Origin of the sequence: Mesorhizobium sp. M0771, from assembly GCF_040320155.1 — a bacterium.
Lineage (GTDB): Bacteria > Pseudomonadota > Alphaproteobacteria > Rhizobiales > Rhizobiaceae > Mesorhizobium.
Genome location: NZ_JAMYPC010000001.1, coordinates 55,021 through 67,932, shown reverse-complemented (window position 1 = coordinate 67,932; position 12,912 = coordinate 55,021). Strand labels below are relative to the sequence as shown.

Here is a 12,912-nt window from a genome sequence, read left to right as displayed (position 1 = left end):
TTGCTCCTCAGACGTTGCGCAGGCCGGCCTGCTTCATCAGCGGCAGGATGTTCTCGCCGAAGAATTCGAGATCCGGCTTGAAGTCGAAGAAGGACAGTTGCAGTCCGTCGATGCCGGCGTCCTTGAGCTTGACGAACTGGTCGACGATCTGCTCGGGCGTGCCGATGAGATAGATGTTGCCGCCGACCTTGGCGTAGGGATCGTCACGGCCTTCTCGACCTTTCCAGGCCTGGGCGTCGCTGTTGAAGGTCTGGAAGCCTTTCGGCGTGCGGCTGTCGGCATGGGCGACGATCTGGTCGGCGACCGCCCAGGCTTCCTTCTCGGTCGGACGGCTGATGACCAGCGGGTTGAGCAGCGTGCGCACGGTGCGGCCGACACCGAGGGCCGCGTCCTTTACCTTCTTGGTATGCGCCGGCAGCGCCTCCAGCGCGCTGGCTATGTCTGAGCCGGCCGGGCTGGTGACGAAGACGATGTCGGAGTAACGGCCGGCAAAGGAAATGCCGGCGTCGGAGCCGGTGGCGTTGACCAGGATCGGCCGGCCGTAATTCGGCTTCGGCGTGACAAAGCCGCCGTTGAGCTTCCAGCTCGATTCTCCGGAGAAGGAGAAATTCTCGTCGTCCTGCCACAGCCGCTGCAGCACTTCGACAAACTCGGCGGCGAGTTCGTAGCGGCGGTCATGCTCGATGCGGTTCCAGCCGAACATCTCGTGTTCGACGGCGCGATGGCCGGTGACCACATTGATGCCCCAGCGGCCGCCGGAGATGTGGTCGAGAGTAGCGCCGAATTTCGCCAGATGCAGCGGATGCCACGGGCCGTAGAGAACATGCATGGTCGAGATCAGCATGATCCTCTTTGTGATCGCGGCCATGGCTGCGATGGAAACGAAACTGTCAAGCGCCTGGCCGTTGAAGACACCGCCATAACCACCCTTGGGCAGCCATTGGCTGAGGGCAAAGACAAGGTCGAAGCCAAGCTCTTCCGCCCTGAGCGTCAGGTCGCGATTGTAGTCGAAGCGCCAGTCGGTCGAACGCTCCAGGGTCGAGTTGGTCCAACCACCGGCCTGGATCGGCAGGAACAGCCCGAGCAGCACCGGCTGCTGAAGCGCTTTCGACAGTGGGCTGTCGGGATAATCGGTGGGCGCCCTGAAGAAGGGCGTGCCGACGATGGAACCAGGCTTATGGGCGAGCGTCATGGCGAACTTTCTCGGATGGAGGCAGGGAACCTGTGCGCGAAGACCGCGCACGGGTTCGGCGGATCAGGCGACGATGTGGGCTGTTGCGAGGGAGCCGGCATTGCCCTCGGCGCCCACCGTGTGGTCGGCGATGCGCTTGTTGTAGAGGGTGATTTCCGGCTGGCTGACAATGCCGATGTCGGGCAGGTCCTCGACCAGGATCTGCTGGATCGCGGCCCATTGCTCGAAGCGCTTTTCGTGGTCGACCTCGACAGCGGCCGCTTCAAGAAGTTCATCGACCTTGGGGTTGCTGTATTTCGAGCCATTCGAGAACGGCACGCCCGGCTTGAAATTCTTCGACCAGTAGAGGCGCTGCACGCCGACCGTCGGGTCGAACAGATTGCTCATGCCGTTAAAGGTGAAGTCGAAATTGCGGTCGGTGTAGATGCGCTTGGTGTAGGTGGCGAAATCCTGGCTGCGCACGGTGACCGCGATCCCGACCCCGGACAGCGCCTGCTTGATGTATTCAGCGCCACGCTTGTAGGTCTCACCGCTCGGAACATAATCGTGGACAAGCTTGAGCCGGATGCCGTCGGCGTCGCGCGGCAAGCCTGCCTGGTCGAGCAGTTTCTCAGCGGCAGCAATGTCGACCGGATAGGTCTTCAGGTCGGCGACGAACCACTTCTTCAGATTGGGATTGATCGGGCCCGGAATGGTCGCGCCATAGCCGTAGTTGATGGTGTCGCGGATGATGTCGCGGTCGATGACATGGGCGAAGGCGCGGCGGACGCGAACATCCTGGAAATAGGGTTTCTCCAGGTTGAACTCGACCCGGCTGATGCCGTTGGAATACTGGTAACCCTGCTTCTCGAAGCCGATATGCGGCAGCGTTTCGAATCGCTGCAAATCGCTGTACGGGATCGGCGTTGCCGGCGCCAGGTCGATCTCGCCGGTCTCGAGCGCCAGTGCGCGTCCCGAGGCGTCCGGAATGAAACGCACGATCAGCCGGTCGAGATAGGGGCGCGGTGCATCCCAATAGCCGGGGTTGCGTTCGTAGACGATGTGGCTGCCGCGGACCCATTCCTTGAAGACGAATGGGCCGGTGCCGATCGGAGCAGTGTTGACCGGATTCTCGGCGGCCTTGCTGCCGTCATAAAGATGCTTCGGCACGATCGGCGTTTCGGCCGCGGCCAGCGCCGTGATCAGGTAAGGTGCCGGCTTCGACAGAACCAGCGTCACGGTCAGCGGATCCGGCGTCTGGATATCGACAAGGTTGAGGAAGGTGTTGCGGCCGCGCGGATGAACCTCCTTGATCGTGGCGATCGAATAGGCGACGTCGGCAGCGGTGAATGGCTGGCCGTCATGCCACTTCACGCCTTCGCGCAGCTTGAATGTGTATTGCAGGCCATCGTCGCTGACCGACCACTGCCTGGCCAGCGATGGCCGCGGCGTGAGATCGAAATCATAGGTCAGCAGGCCCTCGGTGGTCTTTGCCGAGACGTAGACCGAATTGAATGCGGTGTGGGCGATCGTCGTCAGCACCGGCGGCTCGGCCGAGAGCAGCAGCGTCGCCGTCCCACCCTGTTTCGGCTCGGCTGCGTAGGCACTGCGCGATGCGGGCAACAGGGTGGCTCCGAGCACTGTCGCCGAAAGGCCGAGGAACCTGCGGCGGTTCGGAGTGAGGAAATGAGACATGGTGCCCTGGTCCTTTTTTGCTGCCGGCATCAATCGGCCGGTCGTCGGCAGCCGGGTGAAAAATCCATCGTTCCAAGAGCCGGCCCGTTTGTGAAAAGATTTGGCCGCCGCGCTCCCGCACTTAAGATTTCATACTTCAAATGGCTTTTTTTGTAGCATGAAACAAAATTCTATTCTGCAGTTTCGCCATTTGCAGAACAAAATTTCTTAGATCAGATTTGACAATGTCTATAAATCTTGTCAACTAAAAAGCACGGAACTTCCGGGAACAGCAAACCCGCATCGTCAGCCACAGCCGGGATAGCGAAAACGATGTCGACCCTGACGCGCATTGGCAGAACGTTTCGACGCACCGCGATCCAGGCGGTGCCGACCGTTCTGGGCATCGTCATCCTGAACTTCTTCCTGCTGCAGCTTGCGCCGGGCGATGCTGCCGACGTCATGGCCGGCGAGGCCGGTTCGGCCACGGTGGAAACCATGGCTGCGCTGCGCGAGCGCTTCGGGCTCGACAATCCGCTGCTCGTCCAGCTGTTCAACTATCTCTACAACCTGGCGCATTTCAGCCTCGGCTTTTCGCCGCGCTACGGCATGCCGGTCGCCGACCTGATCAGCCAGCGGCTGCCGGGCACACTGTTGCTGATGGCGGTGGCGCTGAGCATCGCCATCGCACTCGGTCTCGTCCTCGGATCGTTGATGGCGGTGTTTTCGGGACACCTGCCGGATCGTCTGCTTTCGGTGGTTTCGCTGCTGTTCTATTCGATCCCGGGCTTCTGGATCGGCTTGATGCTGATCGTGCTGTTCTCGGTCAAGCTCGGCTGGCTGCCGAGCGGCGGTTCGGGAACCATAGGCAGCAACCTGACCGGCCTTGCCGGCGTGTGGGACAAGGTGCGCTACATGATCCTGCCGGCGCTGTCGCTGGCGCTGTTCTACGTGGCGATCTATGCGCGGCTGACGCGGGCGGCGATGCTGGAAGTCCAGTCGCAGGACTATGTGCGAACCGCCGCCGCCAAGGGCCTGTCGCCGACCATCATCACCATCCGCCATGTCCTGCGCAACGCGCTGATCCCCATCACCACCATGGCCGGCATGCATGTCGGCGGCATGCTCGGCGGCGCCGTGGTTGTCGAGACCGTCTATTCCTGGCCCGGCCTCGGGCGCCTCGCCTTCGAGGCGGTCATGGGCCGCGATTTCACGGTGCTGCTCGGCATCCTGCTGCTGTCGTCGCTGCTGGTCATCGTCGCCAATGCGACGGTCGATCTGCTGCACGCCTGGCTCGATCCCCGCATCGGAGTGCGCTGAATGGCTTCAACCGATTTCGTCGCGGGCGACGCCCGCTCCCGCCGCGCCTATGCCGAGGCTCGCGAGCCTGCGGCACCGGCTGAACCCGAGGCGAAGAGCTGGAGCAATCTTCACGCGCCCGACGCGCGCTCCGCCTCTGCGGCGTCGGTACCGATTGCAGCCGGCGGCCGGGCGCTGAGGATTTTCCTCCGCAATCCCAACGCCATGTTCGGCGTGGTGTTCCTGTCGCTGGTCGTGCTCGCAGCATTGCTGGCGCCCGTCCTCTATCCGGCCGATCCGCTGTCGATGGTGGCGCGGCCCTTCCTGTGGCCAGGCCAGAATCCTGCCTTCCCGCTGGGCACCGATTCCATGGGCCGCGACGTGCTTTCCGGCATTCTGCATGGCGCGCGGATTTCGCTGTTCGTCGGCCTGGTGGCGACAGCACTTGGCCTGAGCTTCGGCATCCTTGTCGGCGCCACCGCCGGCTATTTCGGCGGCTGGATCGATGACGTGCTGGTGCGCCTGATCGAGATCTTTCAGACCATACCGAGCTTCGTGCTTCTGGTCGTCATGGTGGCGATCGCGCAACCGACGGCGCTTGTCGTGACGGTGGCGATCGCCGTCATCACCTGGCCGACGGTGGCGCGGCTGACCCGCGCCGAATTCCGCGCCATTCGCGAAAAGGATTTCGTCATGGCCGCGCGCAGCCTCGGCTATGGCCATGCCCGCATCATTTTTCGGGAGATATTGCCAAACGCGCTGCCGCCTTTGATCGTGACCTCGTCGGTGATGGTGGCAACCGCAATCCTGATGGAATCGGCGCTGTCCTTCATGGGCCTCGGCGATCCCAATGTCGTCAGTTGGGGTTCGATGATAGGAGCGGGCAGGGAGTTGATCCGCACCGCCTGGTATCTGACAGCACTGCCGGGGCTTGCGATCGTCTTCACCGTGCTGGCGCTGAACTTGATCGGCGACGGCCTCAACGACGCGCTCAACCCGCGCTTCTTGCAGGAGCGCTAGAGATGGCCGCTGCTTTGCTCAAGGTCGACAATCTGACGGTTCGCTTCCCGAGCACCGAGCCGGTCAGCCGGCTGAGTTTCGAGGTCGGCGAAGGCGAGACGCTGGCGATCGTCGGCGAATCGGGCTCCGGCAAATCGCTGACAGCACTTGCCCTGATGCAGCTTCTGCCGCGCTCGGCGAAGATCCCCAATGGAAGGATCGAGTTCGCCGGCAGGGATCTGCTCGGTCTCGACCAGAAGGCGATGCGGAACCTGCGCGGGCGCGAGATCGCCATGATCTTCCAGGAGCCGATGACGTCGCTCAACCCGGTGCTGACCATCGGCCGGCAGATCACCGAGGTACTGACGCTGCACGAAGGCATACGCGGCAAGGCAGCGCGGAACCGTGCCATCGAGCTTCTCAATCTGGTGCGTATTCCCGATCCGCAGCGGCGCATCGACGACTATCCCCACCAGCTTTCCGGTGGCATGCGCCAGCGAGTCATGATTGCCATTGCCGTTGCCTGCCGTCCGCGCCTGCTGATTGCCGACGAACCTACGACGGCGCTGGATGTGACCATCCAGGCGCAGGTGCTCGACCTGCTCGATACGCTGCGCCGCGAACTGTCGATGGCTGTCGTGCTCATCACCCACGATCTCGGCGTCGTCGCGCAGTGGGCCGACAAGGTCGTCGTCATGTATGCAGGACGCAAGGTTGAACAGGCGCTGCCCGGCGCGCTGTTCAGAACCCCGCTCCATCCCTATACGCGCGGCCTGCTGGCCGCTTCGCCAAGGCTGAAGACCAATCTGCACTACCGCGACGCCAGGCTGACGGAGATACCCGGCAGCATCGTCTCGGCCGCTGGCGAGAAAGGCTGCCCGTTCCGGCCGCGCTGCGCGGTGGCGCGCGATAGCTGCGCCCATTTCGTGCCCGACCTCGTCGAGGTGAGCGAGGATCGCCTCGTCGCCTGCCCCTACAGCTTCATTCCGGAGGTTGCGCATGGCGCTGCTCTCGGTCTCTGACCTCTCCACGCATTTCCATGCTCAGGGTGGTGCGTTGCGCGCCGTCGACGGCGTCTCGCTCGAGGTCGGACGCGGCGAAACGGTTGGCCTCGTCGGCGAAAGCGGCTGCGGAAAATCGAGCCTCGGCAAGACGATCATGCGGCTGGTCGATCCGACCAGCGGCAAGATCGAGTTCAACGGCACCGACATCACCGTTCTCGACGCCCGCCGGCTGAAGGCGGCGCGCCGCAACATCCAGATGATTTTCCAGGATCCGTTCGCGTCGCTCAACCCGCGCCACACGATTGGCGACATCCTGACCGCGCCGCTGAAAGTCCATAGCATCGGCAACAAGGCCGAGCGGCGCAAGATTGTAGAGGATATAATCGAGCGCGTCGGTCTGCCCAAGGATTCGCTTGGCCGCTACCCGCATGAATTTTCCGGTGGTCAGCGCCAGCGCATCGGCATCGCCCGGGCACTGATCCTCAATCCGGAACTGGTCGTCTGCGACGAGCCGGTGTCGGCACTCGACCTTTCGATCCAGGCCCAGATCCTCAACCTGCTGGTCGACATGAAACGGCAGCTCGGCCTGTCCTACCTGTTCATCTCGCATGATCTGTCGGTGGTCCGCTATTTCGCTGACCGGGTGCTGGTCATGTATCTCGGACGCATCGTCGAAAGCGCCGACAATGCGACGCTGTGGACCTCGCCAAAACATCCCTACACGCGCGCACTGATGGACGCCGTGCCGGACCCGGTGCGCCGGCGTCAGGCAGCGCCGATCCATGGCGATCTGCCAAGCCCGCAGAACATCCCCAGCGGTTGCCGTTTCCACACGCGCTGCCCGCTGGCGACGGATCTCTGCCGTTCGCAGGAGCCTGCATTCCGGGCGATCGCGGCGGGGCATCACGTCGCTTGCCACTACGCCGAACCAACCCTCAACTGAAAGTTCAACGGAGCAAAACAATGTCCGATTACCGCTATCTCGGCCGCAGCGCCCTGAAGGTTTCCCCGCTCAGCCTTGGCACCATGATGTTCGGCGGGCCGACCGAGGAGACGGTCGCGCACCGCATCATCGACAAGGCGCGCGAGCAAGGCGTCAATTTCATTGACACCGCCGACGTCTACCACAATGGCAAGTCCGAGGAAGTTGTTGGCCGCGGCATCAAGGCGACGCGCGATCATTGGGTGGTGGCGACCAAATTCGTCAACTCGCATGACAAGGGTCCCAATCTCGGCGGCCATTCACGCAAATGGGTGATCCAGACCGTCGAGAACAGTCTGAGGCGCCTGGGAACAGACTACATCGACCTGTTCTATTTCCACCGCGCCGTCTTCGATGCGCCGCTGGAGGAGCCGGTGCGGGCCATCGCCGACCTGATCCGCCAGGGCAAGCTGCGCTATTTCGGCGTGTCGAACTTCCGTGGCTGGCGCATCGCCGAAGTCGCGCATCTCGCCGATGAACTCGGCATCGACCGGCCGGTGGCCAGCCAGCCGCTCTACAACATCGTCAACCGCACCGCCGAGGCCGAGCAACTGCCGGCGGCAGCCTATTTTGGTCTTGGTGTCGTCTCCTACAGCCCGCTGGCGCGCGGCGTGCTGACCGGCAAATACGAGCCCAACCAGGCGCCAGCCGCCGACACTAGGGCCGGGCGTGGCGACAAGCGTATCGCCGAGACCGAGTGGCGCCCGGAATCGATCGAGATCGCCAGGCAGATCGCGGCGCACGCAAAGTCGCGCGGTGTCTCGGCCGCCGATTTCGCGCTGGCCTGGGTGCTCAACAACCGGCTGATCACGGCGGCGATCGCCGGTCCGCGCACTGAGGAACAGTGGGACAGCTACGCCAAGGCGCTGGACTTCAGGCTGACCGCCGAGGACGAGGCCTTTGTCGACCGCCTCGTCACCGCCGGCCATGCCTCGACGCATGGGTTCAACGATCCGAGCCATCCGGTCGAAGGCCGTGTGCCGCGTTCCGAGCCGGCCGCACCGATCCCGCTGACGCGGCCTCTGCGCGCCGCCTGACGGTCAGCTGTGGACTGGCGGGGCCGGCGGCCCCGTCAGAGTCTCCAATCATTTCGCACAGATGAGAGAGACCACGAATTTCCATGTCGAACGGCTGCGCCAGAACATCGTCGTGTTGTCAGGCAACACCCATAGGCCGTCGAAATCACGGAGGCTGGCGCATCATCTGGGTGAGGCACTGCGCGAAAAACTGTCGGTCACAGTGAATTTCCTCGATCTCGTCGATGCCGGCCGCGGTCTGGGTGCTGCGTTCACGCGAAAGGAATCGACGCCGGAGGCGCTGGATGTGGTGGCCGCGGTCGAACAAGCCGACGCGCTGATCGTGACGACGCCGGTCTATAATGGTTCCTATGCTGGCCTGTTCGACCTCATCGATCCGCTGGCACTCGTCGATCGCCCAGTCCTGATCGGCGCGACGGGAGGCGGCCAGCGCCACGCGCTGGTGGTCGAACACCAGCTTCGCCCGCCGTTCGGCTTCTATTCGGCGCTGAGGGTGCCGAGCGTCGTCTATGGCAGCGACAGCGATTTTGCCGACGGCAAGCTTTTGGATCCAACGGGCCTGGGCTGGCCGCACAGGCCGTGGACCAGTTCGCGACGTTGCTTTCAGCGCGGCAGCCGAAGAGCCAACCGGTCAGGCTGGCTTCAGGCTGACGGGTATCGGGCTCGGCCAGGTGCCGGCTGCCTCGGCAAACGGAACTAAGGGGTTCGGGAAGGTCGTGAACATCTTTTAGTGTAGTAGGGTGATGGCTGCCTGGAAGTTTCGCTATTCGTGCTCCATCTGAAGGCCAAACACCGAGCGTTCGGTGCTTTGGCCGTCCTCGGAACCATACGGAACGATGCGGGAAGATTTCTGATTTTTGCCCGCGAAAAACCCAACAAAATCGACGATTTTCGTTCGCCCTCCGGGCCTACCAGTCGCCTTGATGAACAAGGCTTTGCGTCGAGGGTAGACAACCTGGTTAGACAGTCGGTCAGACAAACCGCTTCAGAAGCTTCGCCATGCCCTCCACGGCGAGCCGCTCCTGCTCCGTATCGACTTTTTTATTGAAATCCCGAATTCGGTGGCCTTACAAGACCGATGTTGCCATTGCTCGTAGGTCGGCTGTGATGGATAACGTGGTTCCATTCCGCAAGGCCGTGCCTTGCGTCGAAGTGACAGAAACCTGCGGCGAATGGTTCGTCCGCGTGGTTGAGAAAGATCAGGAAATTGCCAGGTCATTCAATCAGGAATCGTTCGCGTTGTCCTTTGCAGAAGGCCAGCGGATACGCCTAGGGCTAGCGAAGGTCGTGCGCCTGTAGGGCGCTGTGGGGCGGCATTGTAGGCATTCAAGCATGAGCGGAACCTAATTTGCAGCCGCAAATTAATGTCCAATGAATGAACTCCCAAACCGGAAAAAACTCGTGCCTGACCCTCAACCTCGGCGCGGCTCCAACAAAGGTGTGTTGCTAGCGGCTGCAGCGCTGCTGTTTGCCTTTCTCGCTCTTATTCTGTTTGGGTTTTTTCAGTAAGTGCGCGCGGCGCCGGCTTCCTAGAGAGGGCAGAGCACCTGCCGACGTGATCTTCGATCGCTCGCGTCCTTGCGGCGGGGCGACTATCCAAGCCGGCTCGGTTCGTCGCTCCTGACGGGTTCGGCGGTCCCACCACAGCAGGATGATCATTCGGCAATTTTTGGCAGCGCCGGTATTCAACTCACGCCCAAAGCGATTGAACTGAAGCTGGCCGTCGATGTCGTGACTGACGCAGCATGAGCCGAACAGGCGAGGCAAGCGCAAGCCTTGGGGCCCAACCTCAGACAGACGAAGCACGCTCGTGCAGTCTGGAGACAGCGCAACGAGTTATTCATTCGGGCGCCTTCGCATCACCAGCGGAACGAAAGAGTTAACTGGCGGTTTACTAGGGAAGGATTGCAGGACGAAAAACATTGAGGATTTCTGCCATGACAATGTTGTTCGAACCACTCGACTCTGAAGGTTACAAGCGCAGCGTGGTCTACCATGCGGCACGCTTGTCCATGCTCCACAATCGAATGCTGAAGCGTTTCGACAAGGTCGATAAAGCGGCTGAAAAGGTTGAAGCCGAGGTGGAGTTGTTTGATGAAGCTGTTCGCACTCTCTACGAATGAGCGGCATGTTGACCGCCGACGTTCCTGCTAGCGCGTATACGGGCGCGGGGTTCACCGTTGCGTCACCAGGCGATGTCGCGCCGCGTATTTGGGCTTGATAAGCACGATCTAATGTATACGATTCACCCAGCCGGCCTGGCTCCCCCGCCATCGGGCCGGTCAGGCCCGACGGTTCAACGCACCACCCCAAACGACTGTCGGGCCGCTAGGACTCTCACTGCGCAGCCGGGTTCATGCTTTGCCTTTTTTTCTCGAAAAGCGCGAGCTTGGTCATATAACCAATTCTGATTTTTGCATGGCATTGGGTGCAGTTGAAGTTGGATATCACCTTCAACCACGATCCCTTTTTTATGATGACATGAGAACAGTTTGGACATTCCAGTTCCAGGTACTCGTCCCCCATATCGTTTGAAATCGGCACTACGACACTCCCCAACAGTTGCCCGTGAAACTTGCGCTTCGAGATCGGCCGGCACCTCCGTGCTCAAACCCCGAACGTGGGTCCTTGGCAGATGTTCCGCAATCCGACCTCTGGCGACCGGGATCGGACCTAAGTCCAAATCGCCGCCAACAGGCCGAGAAGTGGAACCCCGGCGGATGCTTTTTGAACGCTGAATTTCCGTCCTCGCCGGTCGTAGTCCGCCGTCCTCATGGCCAAAGCGCCAATGTTGCCCTTTGTGAGACTGACCTCGTCCGGCCTACCAGGTCGCCAGGGCGCAACTCCGGTAATAATGCGGCGGAGCGAATGTCAGCGCGAAGCTGTGCGCAGGGACGCCAACTCGCTGACAGCAGCAAGGATGACAGCATCGGTTGCCGGCTTCGGCAGGAATCTGCAGTCGCGGAAAGCCGCGGGAACGTCGGCGGGGCCAAATCCCGACAAGAAGGCAAAGGGGATGCCTCGCGCCTGCAATATCCTCGCCACCGGCAGACCCGTTTCACCGTTCAGCTGGATGTCTAGCAACGCCACGTCAATCTTGTCCGATTCGACAAGACGCAGAGCGGCGGATACCGACGGCACAGGTCCGACCACCTGATAACCGGCGCGACGCAGCCGCGCGGCAGTGTCCTGCGCGACTAGCCATTGATCCTCAACAATCAGAACACTCACGCTTTCGCTCACGGCCCCTCTCTGCGATTGACCGGAAATGAGATGTCGATCCGAGACCTTCGGACAGTTGTTTCGACATGTCCGCAAACCTATAGGTAACCTCTCCATGCAGCAAGGTGAGGCTGATGCTGGAGCGGAGGCGCTTCCACCGACCACTTGCTGAATTACCGGAGCCGAAGATTAGCGCGTCAATGGAGCTGCGGTCCGCGCCTCCGCTCCATCAGAGTTGGATAGGCGTTTACCCCTCTCCACGATCCACAAAATCTAAAAGCCGCCGTACCGCGCCATTGGCTCTTCAAAGCATGAGCAGCACCTCTCTCTCCATCTTTGGCGACCTGAGATTGCAATCGGTCAATGAGCGTCAGAAGTGCGATGCACCGAGTTTGTGCCTGCAGTTTTTCGAAGGAAAGGCTTGAGAATTCATGATTTCGGAGCAGGTTTGGCTGGCGCATGAGCGCCGCAGATCTATACTGGGGAGATCAAGCGATGGGGTCGGCCATGAGCAAAGAGTTCAGTGTAGCTGATGCCTATGGCGCCGGCCGCGCCATGTTCATGGGACTTGAACTGCTGGTTTCGCCCGGTGCGCTCGTCCCCAGACCTGAGACCGAGTTGCTCGGCAAGACCGCGCTTGGTGTGTTGCATCAGATGAACCTGCCGGCTCCGCGCATAGTTGATATGTGCTGCGGCACTGGGAATCTGGCGTGCGCGATCGCCTACCATGTGCCCAGCGCCCTTGTCTGGGCAAGCGATCTCACCGATGAATGCGTCGAAACGGCACGCCGCAACACCTCACATCACGGCATGGCTGAGCGTCTTTCGGTGCTTCAGGGCGACTTGTTCGACTCTCTCATCGGCCTTGGGTTAGACGGAACTATCGACGTAATCGTCTGCAATCCGCCTTACATTTCTGAAAAGCGGCTCGAGGGCGACCGCGCCCATCTGATCGAGCTTGAGCCGCGCGAGGCGTTTGCAGCCGGCCCTTACGGCCTGAGCATTCATATGCGCGTACTGAAAGACGCACCGCGATACCTGCGGCGTGGCGGCATCCTGCTCTTCGAGGTCGGGCTTGGCCAAGACCGACAGGTAGCGGGTCTGCTGGAACGCAGCAAGGCATTCGAGAACATCCGTTCGGTCTCGAACGAAGCGGGCGAGGGCCGGGTGGTTCTGGGGCAAGTCAAGACGCAGGCATGAATCCTGCGACAATCAGACCAAATACGGGGCTGCTCTGGGCGTTACGCTTACCCATCAGTTCATTTTGCGGATGATGTATTGCTCGATCCCCTGGATGGAATCGAGGTTTTCAGGCAGAAGTTCGCTATCCTCGACGGTAATGCCAAAGGTCTCCTCGATGAAGCCGATAATCTCAAGCACACCCGTCGAGTCGACAATGCCTTGATCGAGCAAGGATGCGTCATCCAGCAATGCCTTGACGTCGCTGACGTAGAAATTCGAAACCAAGAAACTACGAATCTGCTCGCTGTAGATTCCGGTGCGTTCCTTGATGGTCAACATGAA

13 protein-coding genes are annotated in these 12,912 nt (G+C 61.3%); 9 read left to right on the top strand and 4 right to left on the bottom strand.

Annotation, left to right across the window (positions count from 1 at the left end; all coding sequences use genetic code 11):
- Positions 1-7 precede the first annotated feature (7 nt).
- Positions 8-1,192: an LLM class flavin-dependent oxidoreductase gene (locus tag NKI05_RS00280; RefSeq protein ID WP_023670870.1), complete on the bottom strand. Its 1,185-nt coding sequence runs from the start codon at positions 1,190-1,192 to the stop codon at positions 8-10.
- Positions 1,193-1,255: 63 nt separating this feature from the next.
- Positions 1,256-2,866: an ABC transporter substrate-binding protein gene (locus NKI05_RS00275; protein ID WP_023815045.1), complete on the bottom strand. Its 1,611-nt coding sequence runs from the start codon at positions 2,864-2,866 to the stop codon at positions 1,256-1,258.
- Positions 2,867-3,178: 312 nt separating this feature from the next.
- Here NKI05_RS00275 and NKI05_RS00270 point away from each other — a divergent pair, with 312 nt between their 5' ends.
- The 8 genes from NKI05_RS00270 to NKI05_RS00235 all read left to right on the top strand — a co-directional run bounded on the left by NKI05_RS00270 (position 3,179) and on the right by NKI05_RS00235 (position 10,289).
- Complete coding sequence (locus NKI05_RS00270; RefSeq protein ID WP_023815046.1) at positions 3,179-4,165, top strand: ABC transporter permease; 987 nt, start codon at positions 3,179-3,181, stop codon at positions 4,163-4,165.
- Positions 4,166-5,164, top strand: a complete 999-nt coding sequence (locus NKI05_RS00265) for an ABC transporter permease (RefSeq protein ID WP_023815047.1) — start codon at positions 4,166-4,168, stop codon at positions 5,162-5,164.
- A 2-nt stretch (positions 5,165-5,166) separates the two neighbouring features.
- Entirely contained in the window at positions 5,167-6,165 is a 999-nt protein-coding gene (locus NKI05_RS00260) for an ABC transporter ATP-binding protein (protein WP_023670874.1), read from the top strand.
- Positions 6,143-7,090, top strand: coding sequence for an ABC transporter ATP-binding protein (locus NKI05_RS00255; RefSeq protein ID WP_023670875.1), 948 nt, complete (start codon positions 6,143-6,145; stop codon positions 7,088-7,090). Before NKI05_RS00260 ends, NKI05_RS00255 begins: the two co-directional genes overlap by 23 nt.
- Before the next feature lie 20 nt (positions 7,091-7,110).
- A complete protein-coding gene (locus tag NKI05_RS00250; RefSeq protein WP_023670876.1) occupies positions 7,111-8,166 on the top strand; it encodes an aldo/keto reductase in 1,056 nt (351 codons plus the stop codon).
- Positions 8,167-8,227: 61 nt separating this feature from the next.
- Positions 8,228-8,866 carry an NAD(P)H-dependent oxidoreductase gene (locus tag NKI05_RS00245; RefSeq protein WP_023670877.1) on the top strand — a complete coding sequence of 213 codons (639 nt, stop codon included), beginning with the start codon at positions 8,228-8,230 and terminating at the stop codon, positions 8,864-8,866.
- A 299-nt stretch (positions 8,867-9,165) separates the two neighbouring features.
- Positions 9,166-9,465: a hypothetical protein gene (locus tag NKI05_RS00240; protein ID WP_023729588.1), complete on the top strand. Its 300-nt coding sequence runs from the start codon at positions 9,166-9,168 to the stop codon at positions 9,463-9,465.
- 638 nt (positions 9,466-10,103) lie between these two features.
- Entirely contained in the window at positions 10,104-10,289 is a 186-nt protein-coding gene (locus NKI05_RS00235) for a hypothetical protein (protein WP_023681021.1), read from the top strand.
- A 748-nt stretch (positions 10,290-11,037) separates the two neighbouring features.
- Here the strand turns inward: NKI05_RS00235 and NKI05_RS00230 are convergent.
- A complete protein-coding gene (locus NKI05_RS00230) occupies positions 11,038-11,409 on the bottom strand; it encodes a response regulator (protein ID WP_023670881.1) in 372 nt (123 codons plus the stop codon).
- A gap of 486 nt (positions 11,410-11,895) precedes the next feature.
- Between NKI05_RS00230 and NKI05_RS00225 the strand changes: the two genes are divergently transcribed.
- Positions 11,896-12,588 (top strand): N5-glutamine methyltransferase family protein, encoded by a 693-nt coding sequence (locus tag NKI05_RS00225; RefSeq protein WP_023689767.1) that lies wholly within the window; start codon positions 11,896-11,898, stop codon positions 12,586-12,588.
- A gap of 54 nt (positions 12,589-12,642) precedes the next feature.
- On the opposite strand, the gene NKI05_RS00220 is transcribed toward NKI05_RS00225, so the two are convergent.
- Positions 12,643-12,909 (bottom strand): acyl carrier protein, encoded by a 267-nt coding sequence (locus NKI05_RS00220; protein WP_023670883.1) that lies wholly within the window; start codon positions 12,907-12,909, stop codon positions 12,643-12,645.
- Positions 12,910-12,912: the final 3 nt, after the last annotated feature.